This window comes from Streptococcus sp. FSL L8-0526, from assembly GCF_038007145.1.
Lineage (GTDB): Bacteria > Bacillota > Bacilli > Lactobacillales > Streptococcaceae > Streptococcus > Streptococcus thermophilus.
This window is the reverse complement of the sequence record NZ_JBBOWP010000001.1, coordinates 431735-457704: the sequence shown is the minus strand read 5'-3', so window position 1 is coordinate 457704 and position 25970 is coordinate 431735. Positions and strand designations below refer to the sequence as shown.

At 37.1% G+C, this 25970-nt stretch carries 18 protein-coding genes and 7 pseudogenes; 9 read left to right on the top strand and 16 right to left on the bottom strand.

Going from position 1 to position 25970, the window contains the following annotated elements; all coding sequences use genetic code 11:
- Window positions 1–110: 110 nt before the first annotated feature.
- From NSQ85_RS10685 to NSQ85_RS02515, 9 genes and pseudogenes are all read right to left on the bottom strand, one after another.
- Window positions 111–1016: pseudogene (locus NSQ85_RS10685) on the bottom strand (dihydroxy-acid dehydratase domain-containing protein); the annotation flags it as partial.
- 259 nt (window positions 1017–1275) lie between these two features.
- A complete protein-coding gene (locus tag NSQ85_RS02550) occupies window positions 1276–2943 on the bottom strand; it encodes a DAK2 domain-containing protein (RefSeq protein WP_179972354.1) in 1668 nt (555 codons plus the stop codon).
- Window positions 2943–3308: an Asp23/Gls24 family envelope stress response protein gene (locus NSQ85_RS02545; RefSeq protein ID WP_179974048.1), complete on the bottom strand. Its 366-nt coding sequence runs from the start codon at window positions 3306–3308 to the stop codon at window positions 2943–2945. Before NSQ85_RS02545 ends, NSQ85_RS02550 begins: the two co-directional genes overlap by 1 nt.
- 118 nt (window positions 3309–3426) lie before the next feature.
- Entirely contained in the window at window positions 3427–4707 is a 1281-nt protein-coding gene (locus NSQ85_RS02540) for an MATE family efflux transporter (RefSeq protein WP_179974049.1), read from the bottom strand.
- A gap of 60 nt (window positions 4708–4767) precedes the next feature.
- Window positions 4768–6255: a threonine synthase gene (gene thrC / locus NSQ85_RS02535; protein ID WP_100284928.1), complete on the bottom strand. Its 1488-nt coding sequence runs from the start codon at window positions 6253–6255 to the stop codon at window positions 4768–4770.
- A gap of 586 nt (window positions 6256–6841) precedes the next feature.
- A pseudogene (gene adhE, locus NSQ85_RS02530) lies at window positions 6842–9412 on the bottom strand (bifunctional acetaldehyde-CoA/alcohol dehydrogenase).
- 140 nt (window positions 9413–9552) lie between these two features.
- On the bottom strand, window positions 9553–11448 hold the full coding sequence (locus NSQ85_RS02525) for a M13 family metallopeptidase (protein WP_179974052.1): 1896 nt from the start codon (window positions 11446–11448) through the stop codon (window positions 9553–9555).
- An 81-nt stretch (window positions 11449–11529) separates the two neighbouring features.
- Window positions 11530–12709: pseudogene (locus NSQ85_RS02520) on the bottom strand (alpha-amylase family glycosyl hydrolase).
- 66 nt (window positions 12710–12775) lie between these two features.
- Window positions 12776–13794, bottom strand: a pseudogene (locus NSQ85_RS02515) (glucose PTS transporter subunit IIA); the annotation flags it as partial.
- 49 nt (window positions 13795–13843) lie between these two features.
- On the opposite strand from NSQ85_RS02515, the gene treR reads away from it, so the two are divergent.
- Window positions 13844–14554, top strand: a complete 711-nt coding sequence (gene treR, locus NSQ85_RS02510; protein WP_179974054.1) for a trehalose operon repressor — start codon at window positions 13844–13846, stop codon at window positions 14552–14554.
- Between the two features lie 55 nt (window positions 14555–14609).
- Here the strand turns inward: treR and NSQ85_RS02505 are convergent, their stop codons facing one another.
- Genes NSQ85_RS02505 through NSQ85_RS02495 form a run of 3 tightly spaced genes read right to left on the bottom strand, consistent with a single transcriptional unit; the run spans window position 14610 to window position 15904 of the window.
- Window positions 14610–15170, bottom strand: a complete 561-nt coding sequence (locus NSQ85_RS02505; RefSeq protein ID WP_179974055.1) for a TIGR01440 family protein — start codon at window positions 15168–15170, stop codon at window positions 14610–14612.
- Window positions 15171–15182: 12 nt separating this feature from the next.
- Window positions 15183–15521 carry a hypothetical protein gene (locus NSQ85_RS02500; RefSeq protein ID WP_023909997.1) on the bottom strand — a complete coding sequence of 113 codons (339 nt, stop codon included), beginning with the start codon at window positions 15519–15521 and terminating at the stop codon, window positions 15183–15185.
- 32 nt (window positions 15522–15553) lie between these two features.
- A complete protein-coding gene (locus NSQ85_RS02495) occupies window positions 15554–15904 on the bottom strand; it encodes a hypothetical protein (protein WP_179974056.1) in 351 nt (116 codons plus the stop codon).
- 48 nt (window positions 15905–15952) lie between these two features.
- On the opposite strand from NSQ85_RS02495, the gene NSQ85_RS02490 reads away from it, so the two are divergent.
- Together NSQ85_RS02490 and NSQ85_RS10680 are read left to right on the top strand one after the other, a co-directional pair.
- Window positions 15953–17097, top strand: a protein-coding gene (locus tag NSQ85_RS02490) for an IS3 family transposase (protein WP_179974057.1) whose coding sequence is annotated in 2 segments (ribosomal slippage) — window positions 15953–16214 and window positions 16214–17097 — 1146 coding nt in all. Because the reading frame shifts where the segments join, the coding sequence is not laid out codon by codon here.
- Window positions 17098–17323: 226 nt separating this feature from the next.
- Window positions 17324–18107 (top strand): annotated as a pseudogene (locus NSQ85_RS10680) (IS30 family transposase); the annotation flags it as partial.
- Window positions 18108–18532: 425 nt separating this feature from the next.
- Here the strand turns inward: NSQ85_RS10680 and NSQ85_RS02475 are convergent.
- Together NSQ85_RS02475 and NSQ85_RS02470 are read right to left on the bottom strand one after the other, a co-directional pair.
- Window positions 18533–18988: pseudogene (locus NSQ85_RS02475) on the bottom strand (hypothetical protein).
- A gap of 244 nt (window positions 18989–19232) precedes the next feature.
- Window positions 19233–20996 carry an oleate hydratase gene (locus NSQ85_RS02470; protein WP_179974058.1) on the bottom strand — a complete coding sequence of 588 codons (1764 nt, stop codon included), beginning with the start codon at window positions 20994–20996 and terminating at the stop codon, window positions 19233–19235.
- A 517-nt stretch (window positions 20997–21513) separates the two neighbouring features.
- Between NSQ85_RS02470 and NSQ85_RS02465 the strand changes: the two genes are divergently transcribed.
- The 6 genes and pseudogenes from NSQ85_RS02465 to NSQ85_RS02440 all read left to right on the top strand — a co-directional run.
- Complete coding sequence (locus tag NSQ85_RS02465; protein ID WP_014293943.1) at window positions 21514–21753, top strand: GlsB/YeaQ/YmgE family stress response membrane protein; 240 nt, start codon at window positions 21514–21516, stop codon at window positions 21751–21753.
- A gap of 62 nt (window positions 21754–21815) precedes the next feature.
- Complete coding sequence (amaP, locus tag NSQ85_RS02460; RefSeq protein ID WP_043878302.1) at window positions 21816–22382, top strand: alkaline shock response membrane anchor protein AmaP; 567 nt, start codon at window positions 21816–21818, stop codon at window positions 22380–22382.
- Between the two features lie 12 nt (window positions 22383–22394).
- Entirely contained in the window at window positions 22395–22565 is a 171-nt protein-coding gene (locus NSQ85_RS02455; protein ID WP_006531447.1) for a DUF2273 domain-containing protein, read from the top strand.
- 14 nt (window positions 22566–22579) lie between these two features.
- Complete coding sequence (locus NSQ85_RS02450; protein WP_340781076.1) at window positions 22580–23173, top strand: Asp23/Gls24 family envelope stress response protein; 594 nt, start codon at window positions 22580–22582, stop codon at window positions 23171–23173.
- Between the two features lie 72 nt (window positions 23174–23245).
- Entirely contained in the window at window positions 23246–23449 is a 204-nt protein-coding gene (locus NSQ85_RS02445; RefSeq protein WP_154454818.1) for a CsbD family protein, read from the top strand.
- Between the two features lie 698 nt (window positions 23450–24147).
- Window positions 24148–24546 (top strand): annotated as a pseudogene (locus tag NSQ85_RS02440) (serine/threonine protein kinase); the annotation flags it as partial.
- Window positions 24547–25062: 516 nt separating this feature from the next.
- Here the strand turns inward: NSQ85_RS02440 and NSQ85_RS02435 are convergent.
- Together NSQ85_RS02435 and NSQ85_RS02430 are read right to left on the bottom strand one after the other, a co-directional pair.
- Window positions 25063–25452: a hypothetical protein gene (locus tag NSQ85_RS02435; RefSeq protein WP_179971877.1), complete on the bottom strand. Its 390-nt coding sequence runs from the start codon at window positions 25450–25452 to the stop codon at window positions 25063–25065.
- Window positions 25453–25454: 2 nt separating this feature from the next.
- Window positions 25455–25970 (bottom strand): LytTR family DNA-binding domain-containing protein, encoded by a 516-nt coding sequence (locus NSQ85_RS02430; RefSeq protein ID WP_179972367.1) that lies wholly within the window; start codon window positions 25968–25970, stop codon window positions 25455–25457.

The following is a 25970-nucleotide window of genomic DNA, read 5'->3' as shown; positions in this document are numbered from 1 at the left end:
TGCTCGATTGGATGGATAATTTCTTCATTTTTGATTTCGGCACCAGCTACATTTTCTTTTAAGGTTTTACCAGTAACCGTAATACGATCACCCTTAATGGCACCTTTCTTGATTAACTGATTAATAATGGCTGGAACACCACTTGCTTCATGTACATCATGCATGGTATAGATGCTGGAAGGAGCAATTTTAGAGAGATAAGGTGTCTTCTTAGCAATATCATTAATATCCTTAAGGTCATAGTCAATACCAGCCTCACGCGCAATAGCAAGGGTATGAAGAACGGTATTGGTTGAACCACCCATAGCCATATCTAGAGCAAAAGCATCATCGATGGCTTCTTTGGTCACAATATCACGTGGGCGAACATTATTTTTGATGTTATCCATTAATTTTGTTGCTGCTTGACGAACCAATTCACGACGTTCGTCTGAAACGGCTAGGATAGTACCGTTACCTGGAAGGGCAAGACCAAAAACTTCCATTAAACAGTTCATTGAGTTAGCAGTAAACATTCCTGAACATGAACCACAAGTTGGACAGGCATTTTTCTCTAAATAATCAAGCTCTTTCTTGCTCATATCTCCAGCCTGGTAAGTACCTACAGCTTCAAACAAGCTTGATAAAGTAGCCTGATGACCAGTCATATCAACGCCACCCTTCATAGGTCCACCTGAACAGAATACCGCCGGCACATTAGTACGCATGGCTGCCAAAATCATTCCTGGTGTAATCTTATCACAGTTTGGGATATATAGAACACACCGTCAAACCAGTGGGCATTAATAACGGTTTCTGCAGCATCAGCAATTAATTCTCGTGAAGGGGAGGCTGTAACGCATCCCAATATGTCCCATGGCAATCCCGTCATCCACACCAATAGTATTAAACTCAAAAGGAATACCACCAGATTCACGGATAGCCTCCTTGGCAATATCCGCTAATTCACGTAGGTGGACATGTCCTGGAACAATATCAATATAAGAATTACAAATAGCAATAAAGGGCTTTTGCATATCCTTAGAAGATTTAACCTGTCCAGTCGCATACAAAAGGCCACGTGCTGGTGCTTTATCAACACCAACTTTGATCATATCACTTCTCATGATCTTACCTTCAATTTATAAAATTTCTTACAACATATGTTACCACTTTGGAAGGTAATGTCAAGGAATTTTCGGAATATTTCTGTAATTCCAAAAAAATGAGTTTTTAGTATCGAAACTATTTAAACAAAAAGGAAGCCCTAAGACTTCCAAAATGATTATTTTTAAATTATTCAACGCTAAAGAGATATGGGTACACAGGTTGGTCCCCTTGGAAGATTTCAACTTCGATATCTTCATGAATCTCTTCCAATTTTTCAGCGAGCGCTTGTGCTTGTTCTTGATTGCCTTCTTCTCCGACGTAAATCATAACAATTTCGCTGTCTTCGTCAATCATCTTTTCAAAGGTATCAAGAAGGGCTTGATCCATATCTGGTGTAGATACAAGAATCTTACCGTCTACCATACCAAGGATATCATTTTCATGAATTTCAAGGCCATCAATAGTTGTGTCACGTACTGCCAAAGTCACGCTACCACTTGTTACATCCGAAAGACTAACTGTCATAGCTTCAACATTAGCTTCGATACTTTTGTTTGGATCGAAAGAAAGCAAACTCCTAAAGCCTTGTGGAACTGTACGTGTTTCAACAACAGCCGCATTAACATCCACTACTTCAGTGGCTGATTGTGCTGCCATAAAGATGTTTTTATTATTTGGTAAGATGATAACATTCTTGGCATTAACCTGCTCAATAGCCTTAACGATATCCTCCGTTGATGGGTTCATTGTTTGACCACCTGAAATCACATAGTCAACTCCTTGTGATTTAAAGATATTAGCAAGTCCATCTCCGGCAACAACTGCAATAAGGGCAAAGTCTTTAGGAGCAGAAGGCGAAGCTTGAATGGCTGCTGCTTTTTGAACTTGTGCATCGTGTTGATTACGCATGTTTTCAACCTTAACTTTGATAAGAGCACCATATTTAATACCTTCTTGCATGACAAGACCCGGATCCTCTGTATGGATATGAACTTTTACAATTTCATCGTCGTTAACAACAAGGAGAGAATCCCCAAGATTACTCAAGTAATTTTGAAACTCTTCATAGTCAAAGTCTTTCACATAAGTTGGACCTTGTTTAAGACCAATCATGATTTCCGTACAGTACCCGAAGGTAATATCTTCTGTTGCAACATGACCTGCAACTGCCTTATGATGTTCTGCATTAATCATCTCTGTCATAGTAGCAGGTGTCGCTTGGAAGTCCTCTGAAGCGATATACTCACCTGTTAGGGCTGACAAGAAACCTTCATAAATAAAGACTAAACCTTGACCACCTGAATCTACTACACCAACTTCTTTCAATACTGGAAGCATCTCTGGTGTCTTAGCCAAAGCGGCCTTAGCTCCGTCAAGAGCTGCACGCATAACCTCAACAGCATCATTAGTAGACTCAGCTTTCTTAATAGCTGCTGAAGCTGCACCACGTGATACTGTAAGGATTGTTCCTTCGACAGGTTTCATAACAGCTTTATACGCAACTTCAACACCTGATTGGAAGGCGTGAGCTAGATCTTGGCCGTCAAGTTCCGTTTTATCCTTGATGCTTTGACCAAAACCACGAAACAATTGTGACGTAATAACACCTGAGTTACCACGGGCACCCATCAAGAGACCTTTAGACAAAACCTGACCAACTTCACCAACTGTTGAAGCTGTTTGATCTGCGACAGCTTTGGCTCCATTATCCATAGTCATTCCCATGTTAGTTCCAGTATCTCCATCTGGTACTGGGAAGACATTGAGTGAATTCACATATTCTGCTTGCTTACCTAGACGCGTTGCTGCTGCTTGGACCATCTCCTGAAGTAAGCTTGTTGTAATTTTAGACACTAGTTTTCTCCTACGACCTTGATATTTTGAACGTAAACATTTACTGCCCCTGTCTTGATACCGAGTTGATTCTCAAGATTAAATTTCACACGTTCTTGAATATTTTTTGAAACCTCACTAATCTTAACACCGTAACTCATAACAGTGTAGACATCCACAGCGATACCTGCATCAGTAGATTTCACGACAACTCCTTTTGCGTAGTTTTCTTTTCCAAGAAGTGCTTGAAAATTATCTCGGATAGCACTCTTACTTGCCATACCAACAACGCCAAAAATTTCTGTTGCTGAACCGCCAACTACTGTTGCGATGACATCGTCTGACAATTCGATTTGACCATCTTTTGTATTGATTTTTACAGTCATAATTACTACCTCAAAAAGTTTTTATCAGTTTATTCTATCATATTCGAGACTACTTGTAAAAAATAAGAAGAAGATACCTTTTAAATAAAAGCATCTCCCCATCATGTTACTATCTAAACTATCTCTTTGCGAGATAATGACGATACATCACGTAGAGAAAGATCGCACGCCATATATTATCAACAACCGTTGCAATCCAGACACCTGCAAGGCCCATTCTCAAACTCACTCCTAGGAAGTAGCCTAAGAAAATTCGGATTAGCCACATCCCAATAGTCGTTGCGTAAAAAGGCATCTTGGCCTTCCCAAGACCTTGCCAGGCTGCTGTGTAGACTAAAGTCGCCGAAGTCACGGGATTTCCTAGGAATGAATAAAGAATAACGACCTGACTAGCAGCAATAGCTACTTTATTATCTGTAAAGAAACTTGACAAGCCCTGGCCAAAAAGTAAGATGCTCCCAGAAACCAAAACCATCAAGAAAGTTGAAATCCAGTAAGACTCTCGTATAATACGCTTCATCTGCGCCGTATCCCCTCGCCCCAAACTATTGGCAACCAAGATAACCGTAGCTGTAGCCACCCCCATACCTGGCATATAGTTAAACTGGGTGAGATTTTCACCAATGGCATTACCACCAACAACTGCTGTACCAAAGGTAACGATGATGGCCACTATAACAACATCCCCTGCACGCATCATCAACCGCTCACCTGCTGCTGGTAGAACAATTCCCAACAACTCCTTGTTAAAAGGTTTGGTAACTTCAAACTGTTTCACATCCAATTTCATTGCAGTCCATAATATGACTGTCCCAACTAGGCGAGAAAAAACCGTAGCTGTAGCTACCCCAATAATCCCCCAATGTCCAACAAAAATAGCCAAAGAAGATAGAAGAGCGTTAAGAAGATTGGTCAAAAGACTGACGACCATGGAAATACGAGGACGTCCCTTGGCTCGTAGTATGTTACCAAAGGTAGTCATCAAAGCCAGAAAGACCACACCTCCACCGACTATAGCCAAATAGAGGCTGCCAGCCCGAGTCACAGATTGCTCAGTTCCCAGAAGATTAAGAATGGCTCCACCAAAAAAAATGGAGAGTAGACCCAAGACGATACTAAGAGCAAGGGTAATAATAATAGCATCCCAGATATCTCTGTTAGTCGATTTAACGTCTCCTTTTCCTAGGCTTCTAGCAATGACACTAGCACTCGAAGCCCCCAGCGCAATGAAGATAGCCTGATAAATCGTAATGATATTATTGGCCACGGAAACCCCCGATATAGCAACAATACCAACCTGAGCTACTAGGTAAGAATCGACAATCCCCATCAACATTTGTAAGAGGTTCTCAGCCATAGCCGGTAAGGCTATGTTTAAAATTTTCTTTGTTTCTGTCATAATATTTTCTTTTATATTGATAAAAATAGGGCTGATTTCTCAGCTCCTATTTTTTTATTCTTATACACCAAGATAGCTCTCAACTGCTTTCTGCATATCAGCTGCAGCAACAACTGTTTTATGGCGAACTCCTGCACGTTCAAGTCCATCTACAGCAGCTGGGATAGCTACTCCTGAAAGTTGGTGCAAGTCTTCTACCGCCTTGAAGTCATCACCACTATCTTTACCAGTAACAGCTGAAACCGCTACACGTGGGAACTTGTATGGACTAGCTGTTGAAGCGATAACTGTTGGTGTGTGATCATTTGTCTTTTGAACGTATGCTTCGTAAACAGCTGAGGCAACCGCTGTGTGAGGATCTTCAATATACTTGTCTTCTTCATAAACACGTTTGATTTCAGCAGCTGTCTCATCCTCAGTTGCAAATCCCGCTGCAAACAAATCAAGGATACCTTTATCTGCATCATCAGCCAAAGTGTACTCACCTTTAGTCACAAGCGCATCCATAAGCTCTTTAGTCTTAACCGCATCATTACCAAGGAGGTGGAAAATCAAGCGTTCTAGGTTAGAAGATACCAAAATGTCCATAGAAGGACTTGTTGTTACCTTAAAGTCACGTTTCTTGTCATAAGTACCTGTTGCAAAGAAGTCTGTAAGGACATTATTTTCGTTAGAAGCACAGATTATTTTACCAACTGGAACACCAATTTGACGTGCATAGTAAGCCGCCAAGATGTTACCAAAGTTTCCTGTTGGTACTGTGAAGTTAACCTTATCCCCATTTTGGATATGACCTGCCTTCACCAACTGCGCATAGGCATACACATAGTAAACCACTTGTGGTACCAAACGACCAATGTTCATTGAGTTAGCTGATGAGAATTGCATATGATGAGTCAACAATTTCTCACGCAAATCAACGTCGTTAAACATACGTTTCACTTCTGTTTGGGCATCATCAAAGTTACCATCAATTGCAATAACATGAGTGTTAGCACCTGCTTGAGTTGTCATTTGCAATTCTTGGATTTTTGAAACACCATCTTTTGGATAAAAGACAATAATTTCAGTTCCAGGGACATCTGCAAAACCAGCCATGGCAGCTTTACCAGTATCACCTGATGTCGCTGTCAAAATAACAATCTTGTTATCAACACCTTGTTTCTTAGCTGATGTTGTTAGCAAATAGGGCAAGATTGAAAGCGCCATATCTTTGAAAGCAATGGTAGGACCATGAAAAAGCTCAAGGTTGTAATGGTTTTGAAGTTTGACCACTGGAGCAATGGCAGCTGTATCAAACTTATCATCATAAGCATTTGTGATACAGTAAGCCAATTCTTCTTCAGTAAAATCATCCAAGAAAGCAGACAAAACTAATTTAGCAACTTCTTGGTAAGAAGCATCTTTCAAGTGATCAAAGTCTAAAGTAACTTCAGGTGTTGTCAGTGGAGTGAACAAGCCACCATCTGTTGCCAATCCTTGAAGAATAGCCTGACTAGCTGTTACTTTATTATTTTCGTCACGTGTTGATTGGTATACAAGTGTCATGGTAAATCCTCTTTTTTAGATAGTCTTTGGCTCTATTTTAGCATAATTGTCAGAAAATTTCTACACATATTGTAACTTGTGAGAAAATCATTCAGATTTCACTTGTTTAATTTCATTTAAATACCGGAAAAAATCCGTAATTTCTATCCCAGATTTTTTTAAATTTATCTTTGATATCATTCTTAGTTGAAAAAGTGATATCTTTTGATTTACCCTTACCACATTATTCTTTGAGGTTACTGTGTCCCATGATTCTTTTAATTTTTGACGAGGATTGAAGTAAACAGTTACCATCCTATCAACATTAAATCTCTTTAAACTTATTAGTCGCTCTATTCCCTTCATATGGAGACCCTTGATGGCCTCATTTCCTGAGGATTGAGAAGATGCACTGTGGCATTCAAACCAAGCCCTTCTTCTTTTGTCATAGAACACTCTTTATTTTACCGTAAGGTTATTATAACAATTTTTAAAGCGTTTTCTATCTTATTCAGGAAAGCCCTTTATTTTTAATTTGGATCAGCCCTCTAATATAGTAGCCTTTAGCAAAAAAAGTAGCCCTCATAGAGCTACTTTAGGCTATCACTTAACCTTTGTAGTCAAAGGCAACTTCGATAATTTCTTTCAATTCTGAAATAAGAGGTTCTTTGGGATTAGCAAGTTGTACATTGGTCTTCGTACGCATGCTCTGCCAAAGTATAGACAGTGTCTTGAAGATGTTTCTTCGTAACCCCTTGGCCTTTCCAGTTCATGTCAATACCAACGGCAACACCCAATTCGTAAACTTTTTGTGCCAAAACTTCAACCAATTCAGCATCTGATTGTTTATCAGTACCCCATCCCATGAAACGAGCGATATCTGCGTAATCCTTGTCTGCACGGAAGTAATCATATTTAGGGAACATAGCGTGTTTTTGAGGATCACGACCATTGTAACGGATTACGTGAGGCATCAAAATTGCATTGGTACGGTCCGTGTGGAATGTCAAACATAGGACCGACCTTGTGAGCTAGTGAGTGGTTGATACCAAGAAAGTCATTGGCAAAGGCCATACCAGCCATTGTAGACGCATATGCATCTTTTCACGTGATTCTTCATCACCAAAGTGGTAAGAATGTTCGAGATTTTCAAAAATAAGTTTAATCGCTTGAAGTGAGAGTCCACATGTATAGTCGCCAGCCATTACTGATACGTAAGACTCAATGGCGTTCGTCAAAACGTCCATACCTGTATCCGCTGTAACACTAGCAGGCACACTCATTACTAAAGCAGGGTCAACGATGGCAATATCTGGAGTCAAAGCGTAATCTGCCAATGGATACTTGATGTGAGTTTCACTATCAGTGATAACCTCAAATGACGTCACTTCTGAGCCTGTCCCTGAAGTTGTTGGGATACAGATGAATTGTGTCTTCTGAGCGTAAGGAATCTTGTAGGTACGTTTACGGATATCCAAGAATTTTTGTTTAGCTCCGAAGAAGCTTACATCTGGGTGTTCAAAGAACATCCACATATCCTTAACAGCATCCATTACAGAACAACCACCAAGAGCGATAATCACATCTGGTTGGAAGTCTACAAAACGTTCCAACTGTATTCGTAGATGGATTTAGCTCAACATCTGAGAAAACATCTACTGCTGGTCTATGGCGGTTATGTTCCAATTGGCGTTTAACCAAGTCAGCGTAACCAAACTGAACCATACCAGGATCACAAACCAACATCACCCGGTCAGCTTCAATGTGACGCAAGTAAGTTATTGAATCTTTTTCGAAGAAGATTTTTGGTGGGACACGAAACCATTGCATGTTATTGTGACGCTTTGACAATGTCTTGACAATTCAAGAGATCAAATGAGCTAGCATTGTGTGAAATTGAGTTATGACCGTGTGAACCACAACCAAGAGTCAATGATGGAATCATGTTGTTATAGATATTACCAATGCCACCTTTAGCCGATGGACTATTCACCAAGACACGACAAGCATTCATACGGATACCGTATTGGAATTGGAGTTCTTCATTTTCAGTGTGAATAACAGCTGTATGTCCAAGACCTCCCAAATTGAGCATGCCTTCTGCATTTTTTAATCCATCTTCAACGCCATCAGATTTGATAAGGTCAAGTACTGAAGACAATTTTTCCAAGGCAAGAGGGTGTTTCATTATTGCATCTAAAATTTCTGCCAAAAGCATTTTTGTTCCTGCAGGTACTTTAAGACCAGCTTTTTCAGCAATTCAGATAGATGAGTGACCTAAAATAGCGTCGTTTACAGCTGTACGTGCTTCATTATGAACTACTTTTTCCAATTTAGCAATATCAGCTTTTTTAGAAATAATGACACATTGATGTGCTTCAAATTCAGCTTTAACTTCATCATAAATAGCTGCGTCAACGATAGCTGCTTGTTCAGAAGAACAAATCATACCATTGTCAAAAAGTTTTTGAAACGATGATATCGTTGACAGCACGCTTAACTTTAGCATCAGCAGCAATATAAGATGGGACATTCCCAGCGCCTACACCAAGAGCAGAGTTTACCAGTTGAATAAGCTGCCTTAACCATACCAGGCCCACCAGTCGCTATTACTGATAGTTCATCAAAAGACCAGTTGCTTCGATAGATGGCTCTTCAATCCACTGAATACAGTTCTTAGGTGCACCCGCTTCAATAGCTGCATTACGGACGATACGAGCTGCCTCTGCAGATGATTTTTGAGCTGATGGGTGGAAGGCAAAGACAATAAGAGTTGCGAGTCTAAAGAGCGATAAGGGCTTTGAAAATCGTTGTTGAGGTTGGGTTAGTTGTTGGTGTCACCCCACAGATAACGCCTACTGGCTCAGCGATAGAAACCGAACCTTGTTCTTTATCTTCAGCGATAACGCCTACTGGCTTGTCATATTTAATACTATTCCAAATGTATTCAGAAGCATACATGTTTTTGATGGCTTTATCTTCATAAATACCACGGCCTGTTTCATCAACAGACAATTTTGCCAAATACATATGTTTATCTAGGGCAGCAATCGCAGCTTGATGAACAATGTGGGTCCACTTGCTCCTGTGTAAAGTTAGCCATGGCATCGAGGACTTCAACACCTTTTGTTGCCAATTCATCTATTACTGTTTGAACATCTTTAGTTTGTTTAGTCATATGAAACTCCTTTGAATGATTGTTAAAAACTTCACATTTTTTAACAAAAATCTATTATAGTGTTTATGTATATTATGTAAACCCTTACATGGATAAAAAAATAAAGAAATCCGTCCATTTTGGACAGATTTCATCACTTTTTACCAAATAATGACACGATCTTCTGGGGCACGCCACATGCCGTCTCCCTCTTTGACATCAAATTCTTTGTGAAATTCGTCGAAGTTGGTCACGATAACATTGGTACGCCATTTAGCTGGGGCATGAACATCCACGCTAGCCAACATTTGCATGTATTCTTCACGTGCCTTCGTACGCCAAATCGTCGCAAAGTTAACAAAGAATTCTCGAACCGAAAAATCTTCATCACGTTTTGCTGCTTCTAAGGCACACGCCACACCACCAAGATCTGCCACATTCTCAGAAACAGTCAGTTTGCCGTTGACCTTAGCACCATAAGAATCCAAGCCCTCAAACTGGTCCACAATTTTATCAGTACGTTCTTTAAAGGCTGCGTAATCGTCTTCAGTCCACCAGTTCTTAAGACTACCGTTTTCATCGAAAGAAGCACCATTAGTATCAAAGGCATGGGAAATCTCGTGAGCAATTACAGCCCCAATACCACCATAGTTGGCTGATGAGCTTTGCGCAATATCATAAAAAGGTGCTTGCAGGATAGCTGCCGGGAAAACAATTTGGTTCTGCTGTGGATCATAGTAAGCATTAACCATGTGGGCAGGCATGTGCCACTCACTACGATCAACAGGTTTATTCCACTTGCTCCAGCTATGAGCAATTGAAATTTCAAGTAACTTCTGTGCATTCTCAACCAGTGACAAGTTATCATCAATAATCTTCTTATCATAGGTCTCTGGCAATTTTTCTGGATAACCGATATGAGGTGTGATGACATTCAGCTTCGTTATAGCTTTTTCGCGCGTCTCAGGAGCCAACCAATCCGCTGTTTGAAGGCGTGTTTTATAAACGTCAATCATAGTTGCTACTTTGGCTTCGACGTCTGACTTGGCTTCTGGCGAGAATTTCTCACCTGCATACCAAAGTCCTAGAGCCTGATTGTAAGGTCCTTGTGCCAAGTAGAAAGCTGCTTTTTTCTTATCCATAGCTTGTGGTGTTCCTGAAAGCGCACGGCTATATTTTCCAGATAGAACACGAAGTTCGTCTGTCAAATAGGCATTCCATGATGTCGTAGCATCGATAAGTAGGACCGCCTTTAGTAACTCCCAATTTGCTTCTGAGTAATATTCCGCCGCGAATTCTGTCCAGAAGCGCTCTTCAGGAACGATAACCTTATCAGGGACTTGTCCCAAGATTTCTGTGAAGATACTATCAAGTGGGAGTTCAGGCACCAGCTTGGTAAAATCTGCCCAATCATATGGGTGGTAAAGTTCTACATACTTTGAAGATTCTTCTCGCGAAAGGACATACTTAGCCAACTTAGCATCAAGCTCAATAACCTTATCCAAGAGGTCTTTGATTTCCTCAGCTGTAAAGCCATATTTCTCCAAGAGTTCTTCTTGCATCTCACGCCAAATTTCTAAAAGCTCCTTTCCCTTCTCATTATCCTCCGTATAATAGGTAGTATCAGGCAAAATAATACCCGGTGCGTCAGCCCAGAGGACATTTAATTGAGCATTCATAAAGTCTGGAGACACACTGAATGGAAACTCATTGGGCTTACCAGACATCTCATACTCAGCAATTTTCGAAGCAAATTCTGAGAATGAAGAAAGCTTCTTGTATTCTTCAATCAAAGGTTTAACAGGCTCTATACCAACTGCCTCACGTTTATCATAGTCCGCAGTCATACGGTGAAACTTTATAAAGTTTTGTAGAATGGCATTGTCAGGAACATTCTCTCCTGCCAACCACTGATCAGTTGTTTCAAGCATGAGGTCTTCAATTTCATCTGCTAAATCTGAGAAACCACCTGTACATGGTTTGTCATCTGGAATCACTGCTGTCTTTTCCCACTCACCATTAATCGCATGGTAAAAATCATCTTGTAAGCGTGTCATTACACTTCCTCCATCAACATTAAAAGTGTTTTTATTATAACAAAATTTCCCAGCAAAAACATTTACTGAGGAAAGTTTGTCTTATTTAACTAAGATTGATAGGGTTTGATAAGGTTTTAGGCTTACCTTTTCAGCAAGCTCCGCATCGTCATAGTTGGACAAGAGCACGCGCCCTGCTTGGTATTCTTCTGGAATTCCCACTTCAGCTTCACTTCCATAAAAATTATTGATCACCAAGAGTTTTTGATCGCCTAAGTAGCGTCCAAAGACGTAGACCTGTTGACTATCTTCAAGTGCTGGCTGGTAGCTTCCTTCTGAAATGATCGGCATTTCTTTATGCAAGCGAATTAATTCTTTATAGAATTCAAGCGAATTAATTCTTTATAGAATTCAAGCGAATTAATTCTTTATAGAATTTAAAGATTGATCCATTAATCTCATTTTCAACGTTAATGTCTTTGTAAGATTTACCAGCTTTCAACCATGGAGTACCTGTTGAAAAACCTGCATTCTCAGAAGCATCCCATTGCATTGGCGTACGAGAATTATCACGTGACTTAGCTTGGGTAATCTTGAAGGCTTGCTCAGGAGATTTACCTTGGTCCAAGAGCATTTGATAAGCATTGATGGATTCCACATCTACGTAATCTGCCATCGAATCATATTCTGGATCAACCATCCCGATTTCTTCACCCATGTAGATGTATGGTGTTCTACTTGACAAGTGAATGCTAGCGGCTAGCACGGTCGCTCCTTCATCACGGAAGTTCTTGATATCCAAAAAGCGATTCAAGGCACGAGGTTGATCATAGTATTTCCCCGTATCCCCAAAATGGTGCCCAAGCAGAGCCGCCAAATTTAGACAACCAATCTGTTGTCTGGTCCTGAATAAAGTAGAAATCTTGATAATACTTGTCCCCAGCCAATGCTTTTTGAAACCACTCATGCTCCGTTGAGCAATGGTTAAGCACCATGTCTAGCATAAAGTCAATCTTGTGTTCTTTACCAACTCGGACCATCTCTTCAAAATCAGCCATATCCCCAAATACAGAATTTACCGCTGTATAATCTGAAATGTCGTAACCATTGTCACGTTGTGGGCTTGGATAAAAAGGATTAAGCCAAACCATATCCACGCCTAGTTCTGACAGATAAGGCATTTTTCAATGATGCCTCTGAAATCACCGATTCCATTTCCTGTAGTGTCCCTATGTGATTTCGGATAGATTTGATAAATAACCTTTGTTTTATCTAATGCCATATTTAATTCCTTTTCCGAACTTTTAAGTCAAAAGTTGGGACTATCGTCTCCACTCCTTATGCGTGATTATTTTGTGAGATGAACGATCATAAGAATATCACCACATTTGATATTACGTGGAAGATTCCCTTCAACATCCGCTTGAAAATCATCTTGATTTGTAATGATAACTGGTGTTTCAGTGATAAGACCTGCACCTTTAATCGCTTCCACATCAAAAGTGATAAGTTTTTGACCAACAACAACCTTATCCCCTTGTTCATATGTGCTTCAAATCCTTTTCCGTCAAGGCTAACAGTATCCATACCGATGTGTATCAACATTTCAACACCTTCCTCAGAAACAATGCCTACTGCATGCTTATTTGGGAAGAGTACTGTCACTGTACCATTTACTGGTGAAACCAATCACCTTGATTTGGTTCGATAACAAGACCCTATCCCATCACACCTGATGAGAATACTGGGTCTGTCGCTTGGCTAAGCGATTTAACTTGACCAGCAAGTGGACTAATAACCTCTGTTGTTTCAGTAAAAACAGTTGGTTCTACCAAACCTTCTGAAGCTTCTTTAAGTGTTTCTTGTGCATGTCCATCTTCTTCTGTTTTCGTTAAAAATCCAGTTTTGTGAAAGAGGAATATCAATACCATAGCAACCACAATATCAACAACCATAATAATCGCAAAGATTCCCCAATATTGGGGTTTAATAAAGAGAATAGCTGGAAGACCACCAATACCAATAGAGTTTGCTTGGACGCCAAAGACTGTTGAAAGTAATCCTGATAAGGCAGAATCAGACATCCCTGCTACTAATGGATAGACATACTTAACGTTAACACCAAATAGTGCTGGTTCAGTGACACCAAGATAAGCTGAAATAGTTGCTGGAAGTGAAATCTATGCTTCACGTTCATCATGATGTTTAATAAAATAGTAAGCAAACACTGCTGAACCCTGCGCAATGTTAGAGAGGGAAATCCATTGGTCATAAACTAGTACCACCTGCCGTACGCACCAATTCAAGGTCAATAGCATTAGTCATATGGTGAAAACCAGTGATAACGAAAGGCGCATAGAAGGCACCTTTGAAAAAAATAATAGTTGTATGTTTTTTTGCCAACAAGTAAGGAGAGATGAAAAAATATCAGATTGTTTATAAAGATTTAGAAAAAGCTATCCACTGTCAAAAGTATCAAGTTGGTGACTTCCTGCTAACCGAGCAAGAATTAGTAGAAACTTTCAAAGTCAGTCGAGATACCATACGAAAGGCATTGTCTTTACTCGTTGAAGAAGGTCTGGTTAAAAAGATTCATGGGGTAGGTTCTCAAGTTATTAGTCAAGAACAAGTGAACTTCCCTGTATCTGACTTAACCAGTTACCAAGAACTCATAGAACAACAAGGCCTTAAATCACAAACTAACATTATCTCTCTAGACAAAATCATCGTTGACATCATTCTCTCAGAGAAAACGGGATTTTCAAGAAGCCAACAGGTTTGGTATCTTATTCGGCAAAGGATAGTTGATGGCTGTGCCTCTGTTGTTGATATTGATTACCTTGATGTGAGACTTATGCCTCAACTCAACTGCAGCATCGCTGAGAACTCCATCTATGATTATCTTGAAAATCAGCTCCACCTTAGCATTTCTCATGCCTTTAAAGAAATCACCATTGACAACACTAGCGAGCAAGACAAAATCCTCATCGATATCGGTAAAGATCATCACGTCGTCTGCATACGCTCAAAAGTTTATCTGAATAATGGAAATCAGTTCCAGTTCACTGAAAGCCGACATAAATTTGAAACGTTCAAATTTGTCAATTATGCCAAGCGTCATCACTGAAGCTAAAGACCCGACCAACATAAAAAGTATCGGACACATAAACGTCCGATACTTTTTAGTTTTTACGAATAGGATCCGCTAAATACTCCGCACGAGCACCACCAATCAACTTAGGGCGACTCGCCAAAGCAGTCACATGGGCACCTCCTAATTCTGAAGTAATAGGGCGAAGAGGAACCTGAACCCTTTTCACATGCATACCAATAGACGTATCCCCAATATCAATACCAGCCTGAGCCACTATCTCTTCTACCTCAACAGGATCCTTCATGTAATCAAAAGCAGCCAACTGACCACTCCCACCAGCATGCAGAGTTGGAAGCACATTGACAATTTCCAAATCTTTAGCCAAAGCAAGCTCACGCTCAACAACTAAAGCCCGATTCAAATGTTCACAGCCTTGTACAGCCAAGTAAATACCTTTAGGTTCCAAAACCTCAAGAATAGTTTTTACAATTCGTTGACCAATTTCACGACTAGAAGCTTTTCCGATAATTCCACCAACAACCTCACTGGAAGATAAACCTAATACAAATATGGATCCAGATCCAATTGCCGAACGCTCAACAATGTCTTCAACAAGTACACGTGTTTTCTCTTCTAAATCTAGCAACATCACAGACCTCCTTTAAACAACAGCTGTATTCAAGATTCGAACAATAAGATAGTACAAAATCATAAAAAAGATAAGGAAAAACAGCCCTAACAGTAGCAGCTGCATACGACGCTTATTACTTAGATCCCATGTAAAACCAAATCCCATCAAAAAAGGACCAAAACTATAGCTAAGCATAAACCATAGGTCTGCACGCTCTATATGCCAAAAAGAAGAAATAAAAGCCACAAGACCTATTAAGGATAGAATCCAAGAAAAAGTCCAACGATCTGATTTAGACAATACTAAACCGATTAAGAAGCATCCCAAAGCAGGCATGATAATAAATGATAGGGTCATAAAATAAAACATGCCATTATTATAGCATGTTTTATAGATTCATGTTAGTGGCGGTTAATAACACCATAAGCAAAAATGAAGGCAATAGCAGCAATACCAGCAACAATGGCCATGATGCTCCAAAAAATGGTCATAGCACAGTGTCCTTTGTGATTGTTGAAAGGAAAGCCCCAACCAATCATGATAATACCAAGCAAGCCAATCCATATTTTATAAGTGATAACAATCGTCCCATCAAAATAAGCAAAAGCAACCAAACGTAGGCCTAGTAAGGAAATCAAATAAGACCACTTCCCCTTCAAAAATGAAGGCAAGGCCCAACCAAATAACAATAAACCAAGTAGAGCAAGAGCTCCACCACCAAAAAATGACCTGATATAATTAAGTTGTAACACCTGTGTATAGTTTGGTAAAATACATACATAATCCAAGGAGATGTTACAATGACAAACAATCGTTACGAGCCTGAGCTCAAACAAAAGGTTCTTCGCCTCTATCTGGAAGAGGGACGAACCAAGAAAAGCCTGACCGAAGAATATAATCTTGGACAAGGCACGCTGACATACTGGTTACAGCAATACCGCAAAGAATGCGATAACAGCCCAACAAAACGGGAAGAATCTGATTCATACGAAGTTGCAAAAAAGCTACGCAAAGAAATTGAAGAACTCAAAAAGGAAAATGATTTTTTAAAAAAAGCGGCAGCATTCTTTGCGAAGGAAATCGATTAGCTCAGTACCAGTTCATCCAGAAATATCAACAGACATTTGGGGTCAGATGGCTTCTTAGAAGAATGAACATCTGTCCAAATGCTTACTATAATTATCTTAAAAACAAAAAACATGCTTATCGTCAGGAAAAGGCAGAGATTCAACGTAAAATTGTTGAAATCTACCACCGCGAAAATGGAGTTCCTGGATACCGAATGATGAACGATTATCTTAAGGGTATCGGAAGCATTCGTTCAGATCTAACAATACATCATTTTATGAATGAATTGGGCTTACGTTCCATCACACGTCGAAAGAAACCAAACTATGTAAAAGGAACTGCCAATAAAATCTTTCCAAACCTTCTGAATAGGGAATTTGATGTAAAAGAACCCAATAAAATATGGTGTACTGATTTTACATATTTAACTCGTCCAGATGGAACAATGCGTTACAATTGCACGATTATAGACCTTTGCGGTCGTGAAGTGGTTGCATCATTAAACAGCAGTCATATCGATACTGAATTGGCAAAGGAAACCTTGAAAATCGCACTAGAACGTCGAAAACCAGCAAAAGGAATTATCCTGCATTCTGATCAAGGGCGTCAATTTACTGCAAAAGAATTCAATAAATTTTGTGATAAAAACTATGTCCAACAAAGTATGAGCAAAGCAGGCTGTCCATATGACAATGCCGTTATGGAAAGATTCTACAATACGCTCAAACACGAATTCTATTATCTCTACATGTTTGATTCAAATGACATTCTTGACCAAAAGCTCTATGAATTCGTTTATGGGAAATATAATCACGTAAGACCACATCGTGCAAACGGTGAACTTACACCTTATGCTGCACGATGTCGTGCAGCGTAAGAAATTTTATACACTAGTGTTACAAAAATGCTTGACTAGGTCAAAATACAGGTACAATATAATTATCAAACATATTCATATTATAGCATATCTTAAAAGTTAGGAAATAGGTCCTATTATCTTAAAAGGGATATCTCTCAAATAAAGTCCAGATAGAAGATTAGTCTTTGTTTATCTATCGACAAAGACTTGCTCATTATTCTGCTACAAAAAACAAGGTCCCCTTCGGAAACGGATACTTGAAATAGATTGCAATTTAAGCAATACCACCAAACATCTATTTCTCGAGTATCAATAGTCTCCTGAAGAAATAGAAGATCGGTTGAGATTAGAGTATGGAAAAGCTGTTATTAGTTATCAAACAAGTTATAGAGCCATTTACAAAGGACATTTTGATGACAACTCACTATCTCATGGTGCTCGTGGTGGTATTCGTAAGCACCGCCATCGTGGCAAAAAGCGTCATACAAAAGGTTATGTCGAAAATAGAGGGAAAATCTCTATATCTCATACAATTCAAGAAAGACCCAAAGATGCTAATAACCGAACTAGAATAGGAGATTGGGAGGCCGATAATGTTGCAGGTAAAACTGGAAAAGCTTGTTTAGTGACTATAACTGAACCGTTATTCTCGTTTCCTAAAAATCCAGAAGGTAGCTGTCAAGAAAAGTAAGTTGGTAATAGAAGCTATGGTAAAAATGCTAGAACCCTTGACCAAGCATACTGTGACCCCTGATAGAGGGAAAGAGTTTACCTATCATCAGAAGTTGAGTGATCAATTAAAAATTGAAATCTATTTTCCTGATCACCATGCTCCATGGCAACGAGGGACTAATGAGAATACGAATGGACTACTAAGAGAATATTTTCCCAAAGGGAGTGATTTAACATTGGTTAATGATCAGATTATTCAGCTGTGGAAGAACAAACTTAATAATAGCCCACAAAAATATCTTAACTGGAAAACACCTTATGAAGTATTTTATGGGGAAAGTATGCACTTAATTTGACAATTCAAGATATGAAAAAACAAGATCCTTTCTGGATCTTGTTTTTTCAGTCTAATTAAGCTTTGTTTGCTAAACATAGTTGATTTATTCGCCATACTTCCCATTACACCGTAAAACACTATATTTAAGATTTTAAACAACCATATTAATAGGAAGAGAACTTCATTATTCCTCTTAGTTCTATAAAAAGTGTGGATAATTTGAGGCAAAATATTAAATTGAATTTGCCACAAATCGTAAGACCTGGTTTGAACAACTTTTGTTTGACTAAATTTCAAAAGTCTTTAATATCAAGCATTTCTACGCTTTTCTGAAAGTGTTATTTCAATCAATTTCAACTAATTTTATCTGAATGGTCTGAATTTTACCCCAAAATTACAAAGAATTGAGCTGATAAATACTAAAAGTTCACACCATTAGTTAAATTATTTTTTGTTACGTACGTTTTTCTTAGATGATAGACCTCCTAATTTATTTCTTATAGCATTTGAACAAACCTCCGTTAGAGGTTCCTCTATTGCCTCCTTGTAATTAAATCCCAATAATTGCATAGTCTTTAAAGTATCCTTGTTAAGTAAAGCAACTAATTGTTTCATTGAATCTTCTTTCCCATCTTCAACACTAATAAATGAAGATAGTAGAGAAATAACCCGTTCTAAAGTATTGTGCAAATACTCAATATCTTTATCATCAATATGTACTTTTTCATATTCTTCTTTATATGCCTGAGCAATTCTGATTGCCTGTTCTCGTTCCGAAAGCAACTCATTTACAATTTCATCATAAGTGTTTCGTAATTTATCGGCATTACGTTATTCCTTTAATGATTGAATTTTACTACTCACTAGTGTTGTGGTTCCTTTAAATGTTAGAGTTCCCAATGATTATCTCGGATTATGATTTAGAAATAAAGCAGTCCGGACTTCCCGTATACATTTTCCCGTAATCAGGTTATTTCTTAAAAAATACGTAACTATAAAAAAGACTTGATGAAATATAATCATAAATATAATCATCAAGTCTTTTTCAAAAATGAAAAGCTTATTACATATCGAAATATGTCGCATTAATAATAATTTGCAACAGTTTTTTGATAATTCAGAGAGTTTTAACAGCTACCACGTTTTATAGTAATTTACTCTCGGTAAGTAGCTCTTCGATAAACGTTCCCTTTATCTTCTTTTTTAGAACTACTTTAGCTAATTTAGGGATTCCTAAATTAGCCTCATCAATGGTTTTTTTATCTCCCATATAGTAGATGGCTTTAAGTAGTTCTCGAATATCATAAATAGAGCCATAAACTTCAGGAACAGCGCGTTCAACTTCAAGTAAAGTATAGACAGATTCCATGGCTGTCCTAATTGAATATTCGGTAGTAAACACGGTGTCATTACTAGGTGACTCTGCAAAATTACCAATAAAGGCTAAATTAAGAGACCCTTTAGGAACAATATCTGGCCTATCACCCGCAACGCGGAGCATAAAGTATGATGTAATAAATGGCATAAATACCGGAACGGTATTTATATTGTTTTGGTTAGACAATTGTTTGATTTTGGACTCAGGGACCCCAAGGTGATAAAGGAGTTCTTGCGTAATTTCTTCCCCAGAACTTTCTACAATGGTCTTATCAACAAAATTTCCTTTGGTATCTGAATATAGTCCATATATCCATACAATTGTTTCATTTTCCTTTTGTTCTTTGAAATGTGGCTGCCTGTGAACAGCAAAACTCATCAACCAGTTCGAATCGGTTATGGTAATGATTCCACCACTATTGATTTTGTGATCATGCAAATCACTATTGGTTAGACGTTCAATGTAGGGTTCAATTTCTGGTGATTTTATAGTGGCTGTCGCTGACACGAACCAACTTTTTTCAGGTAGGTTATCATAGAATACTTCTGGATGACCGAAATCATTAGATTGTTCTGCCAGATTCTTCCACAGTGACCAACTACCACCCAACTCTTTTGATATAGGAGTGGGTTTATCATGGCTCCCATATGTTGAACTTTCTGTAATAGAACCATTTGTAACGAATACAAGATCATCACGTGATAGGCTAACATCATCACCATCCTGGATCACGAGTTTTTTGGCAATTTTTTCGTCATTTTCAAAATCTACCACAACATTATTAACTTGTGTATCATAGATGAATTCGACATCATATGACTCTAAATACTTTATAATTGGTAGAACCATAGACTCATACTGATTGTACCTATTGAACTTTAGGGCGCTAAAATCAGGTAGTCCATCAATATGATGAATAAATCGCATCGTGTATCTACGCATCTCAACTGCAGAATGCCACTTTTCAAAAGCAAACATAGTTGCCCAGTACATCCAAAAGTTACTTTCAAAGAACTCATTTGAGAAAAATTCCTCAATAGTCGTCTTACCCAGTTTTGACTCAGGGGTTAAAACTAAATCTATTAATTCTTTAGATTTTTCGTCCAAAGTATACAGGTCATCCGTTGGGACGCGTTGTCCCCGGTTATAAATTAGGCGAGTATTAGATGAATTTGGATCATCTTTATCTAGCCAATAAAATTCATCTAAGTAAGAGGCATCTTCAATTTCTAAAGAAGGAATTGATCGATACATGTCCCACATAGTTTCAAAATGATTTTCCATTTCTCGACCACCACGTGTCACAAAGCCGATATTGGCACGCTTTTCTCCATCTAACGACCCACCCGAAGTAGTCAATTCCTCATATATATGAATTTTTTCCCCGGACATTTGTCCATCGCGCACCAAGAAAACAGCGGTCGCCAATCCGGCCAGCCCTCCTCCAATAATATACGCTGATTTTTGATCCACATTTTTGGGCTTTCTTGGACGTGCAAAAGCTTCATAATTTCCGTTACTGTAATACATAAATGGGCCTCTTTTGTATAGACACTAAATAAACATCCTTCTTAACTTGATTATAGGTTTTTCATTACTTCTTGTAAAGAAAACCCTTTCGAAACTATTAGACAAATCAACACATTTGTCTGTTGTACTAAAGGCAAATAATTAGACACAAAATGAGTTATATTTTTGGTTCTGTTGCAAAGTTTTAAATCTACTATCAAATAAGGTAGAATAAATGAAGATTATTTACAAAACTGTTCAAAAAATAACAAGAATCATATCAGAAATATACTTGCAAATCTATACAATTGATTGTAAAACGATTAACAGATTTCATTCTATTTTTTTGTAAGCGAGATCATTTTATTTGACTTATCATTTTTATTAACCTATACTATTCGCAAAGGTATATACTATATATTAATCTTATGATTGTTAAGATTAATATAAAAAATACTTTAGCTAAAATATAACTCTTTAGATTATTTGATTTTCCAAAAAAATCTAACTTTCCACAATTTAGAAAGGGGAAGACATTATGCTTTGGGCTATTATCGTAGGAGGACTTATCGGTCTTATTGCAGGTGGAATCACTAAAAAGGGAGATTCCATGGGAATAATCGCTAATATTATTGCAGGTTTAGTCGGTTCATCTGTTGGACAATCACTTTTCGGTGCATGGGGACCTAGTCTAGCTGGAATGGCATTAATTCCATCAATCTTAGGAGCGGTTATTGTTGTTTCAGTAGTATCATTTTTCCTAGGGAAAAAAGATTGAACTTGAACCTTTCTTGACAGGAATAGATTAAAATTCAAATTCTATTGATGAAAGGATTCAATATGTCAAAAAACAAAAAAATATTTTACCTTATTTTATGTATTATAATCTTGACAATTTTGATTCCTATTTTACTAGATTATCTTAAATTCAGTGGCTTAGGACTTCATTTAGTTGGTTGGAATAAAAATTCCTTTTTAGAATTTTATCTTTCAAGATATATTTTCTGGGGAGCTCTAGTACTTTCAGCTGTAGTGTTGTTTCTAATGCTTGTTACACTCTTTTATCCTAAACAATATTTAGAGATTCAGTTACCTGATGTCGATGGGAACCTAAAATTAAAAAATTCAGCTATTGAAGGATTTGTACGTTGTGTGGTTGCTAATCACAATTTTATAAAGGATCCTACTATTAAGGTAGACTGTCGTAAGAATAAATGTTTAGTTCACGTAGAAGGACAGATGCTTCCATCAGACAACATTATTAAACGAACTCAAATAATTAAAGATGAGATAGCTGATGGATTGAAACAGTTTTTTGGAATGAATCATCGTGTAAAACTGTATATTTCTGTAAAAGAATACAAGCCTAAACCACCACGTAAAAAAACTGTTAGTCGTGTAAAGTAAGGAAGTAAAAAAATGGAATGGTTTAAAAAATACCAATATCTATTTCTTTCCGGATTGGCGGGTGCTATCTTAGCGTGCTTCATCCTATCCTATGGTTTTTTTAAGACTTTATTTGTCTTGATTTGCGCCACTCTAGGAGTTGGAATTGGGTATTATATTCAACAAAAACAATTATTTAAATAGTAAAGGTGATTTATATGTCAAATGTAGAACAAAAAGTAAAAGAAGTAAAAGAAGTAAAAGAAGTAAAAGAAGTAAAAGAAGTAAAAGGCGAATTGACCTATGAAGATAAAGTCATTCAAAAAATTATTGGTCTTTCTTTAGAAAATGTTCCAGGTTTACTGGATATTGATGGCGGCTTTTTCTCAAAACTAACTGGAAAACTTATCAATACTGATAACGTTGCAAGCGGAATCAATGTTGAAGTTGGTAAAAAGCAAGTTGCTGTGGATTTGAAAGCAGTTGTCGAATATCGAAAGAATATTCCTGAATTATACAAGAAAATCAAAGAGATTGTTGTTTCAGAAATTTCTAATATGACTGATTTGGAAGTGGTTGAAGTTAATGTAGATGTTGTTGATATCAAGACTAAAGAGCAACATGAAGCAGACTCAGTAAGCCTGCAAGATCGAGCAACTGGAGTTGTTGAATCAACAAGTAAATTTACTTCCGATAAGTTTGAAAGCGCAAAAGAGGGATTGAGTGATGACTTCTCAGCTGCAAAGGAAAAAGTTAAAGGAGTTGCCGAAGATACCAAAGAGACTGCTAAAGCAGAACCAAGAGTTCACTAAATTCTTTTATGCCTAAAAAAGTTTAAAAACGTTCATTTTCAATAATCTAATTTCCCAATGGAGGGTAACACTATGTCAGTAGAAGAAAAACTTAATCAAGCTAAAGGTGCTATTAAAGAAGGTGTCGGAAAAGTAACTGATGATAAAAAGACCGAAAAAGAAGGAGCTGCTGAAAAAGGAGTTTCAAAAGTTAAAGAAGTTGCCAAAGATGCCAAAGATGCTGTTGAAGGAGCAATTGAAGGCGTTAAAAATATGGTTAAAAAGGACGATAAATAATTCTAAAATCGGTTGATTTTTTACTTAAAACATGGGATTACTCTACAAGAAATTTAAGGTTGTTGTAGTCCTAACTACTCACTTTTAAAACAACACCAAAAACTATGACAAATCCTTAACATTACAATATTAATCAGGTGAAAAATCAGCTTTCTTTAGATTACTTTTAGATCCTTTCTAACCTCATATGTATATTCCTTCTGATAGCAATAGCGCTCTAAAATCTGTAGTTTTGTTTAAACTATAGAAGCTAGAGTGCTTTTTATATTATTTTTAAAAAAATAAAAGTACAGATTTTACTGTACCTCAGAATGAGGTTAAGTAAGCATTCAATACAAATCAATACATAAGAAAAGCGCTAATTTCAAGCGTTTTTTCTTTTTGCTAAATGCAGTATCTTGCTATATTTCAGTTCAAACTCTACCTTTTTATCGTAAAATCAGATTGGACACGGTTTGATTCCAAATAATTTATAAATAGCTTCATATCAACCTTTAGCAGGCTTGCACAACTTATTCATAAAAAATAAATAGGTCTGATTGAATGATATCTTTCATTTTTCTGTCAATTAAGCAAATTAAACTGACCAAATAAATTGTTGATATATAAAAAATTAAGTAAGTGTATTACAAAGATAGTCTTCTTTATTTATAATGCTATAATAAATCCATTAGCTTATTTATATAGAGGTATCGTTATTGATCAACCCAGAATTTTACAAAACACTTGCAAAAATACTCTGTGGAGATGGAACAGAATTATTTACCTATAAAACTGGACCACAGTTAGTAGACTTTTTTAATAGCTATTTTGGTTTAGTGATGTTTACCGTCAAGGGTTCCCAACAAGATGGATTTATGTAAATGATAAATTACTAAGTTTCTCTGAAACTGGTAAACTTGATTTTTTTCAGCATTATATTGAGCAAACAATATCTTTTAACAGAACGTCAAAAAGGTGAAGTTGATTCTTTAGAATACCAACAAAAGGTTTTAACGGAATTAAATAAAGTCTGCTCAATTTATTCATTATATTTGTCAAAAAAAGACAATGAATTTTTCTTAGTAGAAACCAATCAAGATTTAGTAGAAATCGGATGTTCTGATATAGTAAATTTGTAACACTCTTACCTAATAAGTTAAAATATTCATTAGAATAGGGGACATAACATGAAACACTATCCAGACGAAACACGACAAAAATTGTTCGACTGCACATTCAAGACGGATGAACATTAAAAAGCTTAGATTGCTGAACATAGTTGATTTATTCGCCATACTTCCCATTACACCGTAAAACGCTATATTTAAGATTTTAAACAACCATATTAATAGGAAGAGAACTTCATTATTCCTCTTAGTTCTATAAAAAGTGTGGCTATTTTGAGGCAAGATATTAAATTGAATTTGCCACAAATCATAAGACCTGGTTTTTTATCTCATTTATCATTCTTTGATAAATGTCAGTAATTCCAAGCACCTATTAAATACTTTATTCGTTTCTTATCACTTCTAACCTATTATTTCAAACAAAGGGTTATCAAGAGATTATCAAAAATGAGTTTTGGAGCTTAATTAATTTAGAAACTCGAATAGCAATGTTAATCATGAAAATCAATTCGATAGATTAGATTTTTTGTCTCTTAATAATTTTTCAATTTTATCAACATGATATTTCCAATACAGTAAACCAATGATTGTAATAGGTATTCCTAGCAAAACAAAATGAATCGCTATAGTAAAACTCAAACCAGTAACCAGCATATATGCTATTTCAACTATACTAGATATTAAAAATATAGTAAGTATTTGGGTATAGATACTTTTCTGAAATTTAATGGAGTATTTAAATAACAACTCTAAAGCAAGTACTTCAACATATCCAAATACTATGAATATAATAATATTGATCCAAGACGTTAAACCTGAATTTATAAGAGTAAAATATAGATTATAGATTGCACCAATGCAAAGCAAGAGTAGAAGTTTTTTTAAGTATTTCACCACTAATCCTCCAAGTACTCTAAAAATTGTTTTTTATATTTTCGAGAAACCGTTAAGTTTTGACCATCTGTTAATTCAATGATAAATTTTCCATTCAGAGAAGGATAAATTTTTTCTACAACTAATATATTAACAATAAAAGATTTACTAATTCTCACATATAATTTGCTGAACTCTTCTATCTCATACAACTTATTTTTTAGACGCAAAGTGAGATTGTCAGCATAAGCATATACCTTTTCACCAATACCTTCAAAATACAGCACATCCTGATAGTCGCATTTCCCTAATATATCACCATAAATGTCATCTTGTCTATAACCAACAACGGCATGTTCAGCCTGTTGAATATTATTTTTAAAAAAACTAACAATCTCTTCCTCACTAAAATTTTCAAAAAGAAATGTTATATTTTTCGCCTCTGCTGAGCGTACGTTTAAAGAGACTGGTAAATCAATCCACTTGGACAACATTTTCTCTAATTTAGATATATTTCCAAAGTACTCGTTTATTTTCAA

What these genes read in the sequence shown, in the direction of transcription:
- NSQ85_RS02500 (WP_023909997.1), bottom strand. Translation starts at nt 15,521, where the DNA reads ATGTTTTATTTTATGACCCTATCATTTATTATCATGCCTGCTTTGGGA.
- NSQ85_RS02505 (WP_179974055.1), bottom strand. Translation starts at nt 15,170, where the DNA reads ATGTTGCTAGATTTAGAAGAGAAAACACGTGTACTTGTTGAAGACATT.
- NSQ85_RS02540 (WP_179974049.1), bottom strand. Translation starts at nt 4,707, where the DNA reads ATGACAGAAACAAAGAAAATTTTAAACATAGCCTTACCGGCTATGGCT.
- NSQ85_RS02450 (WP_340781076.1), top strand. Translation starts at nt 22,580, where the DNA reads ATGTCAAATGTAGAACAAAAAGTAAAAGAAGTAAAAGAAGTAAAAGAA.
- thrC (WP_100284928.1), bottom strand. Translation starts at nt 6,255, where the DNA reads ATGACACTTGTATACCAATCAACACGTGACGAAAATAATAAAGTAACA.
- NSQ85_RS02445 (WP_154454818.1), top strand. Translation starts at nt 23,246, where the DNA reads ATGTCAGTAGAAGAAAAACTTAATCAAGCTAAAGGTGCTATTAAAGAA.
- NSQ85_RS02470 (WP_179974058.1), bottom strand. Translation starts at nt 20,996, where the DNA reads ATGTATTACAGTAACGGAAATTATGAAGCTTTTGCACGTCCAAGAAAG.
- NSQ85_RS02525 (WP_179974052.1), bottom strand. Translation starts at nt 11,448, where the DNA reads ATGACACGCTTACAAGATGATTTTTACCATGCGATTAATGGTGAGTGG.
- amaP (WP_043878302.1), top strand. Translation starts at nt 21,816, where the DNA reads ATGTCAAAAAACAAAAAAATATTTTACCTTATTTTATGTATTATAATC.
- NSQ85_RS02545 (WP_179974048.1), bottom strand. Translation starts at nt 3,308, where the DNA reads ATGACTGTAAAAATCAATACAAAAGATGGTCAAATCGAATTGTCAGAC.
- treR (WP_179974054.1), top strand. Translation starts at nt 13,844, where the DNA reads ATGAAAAAATATCAGATTGTTTATAAAGATTTAGAAAAAGCTATCCAC.
- NSQ85_RS02465 (WP_014293943.1), top strand. Translation starts at nt 21,514, where the DNA reads ATGCTTTGGGCTATTATCGTAGGAGGACTTATCGGTCTTATTGCAGGT.
- NSQ85_RS02455 (WP_006531447.1), top strand. Translation starts at nt 22,395, where the DNA reads ATGGAATGGTTTAAAAAATACCAATATCTATTTCTTTCCGGATTGGCG.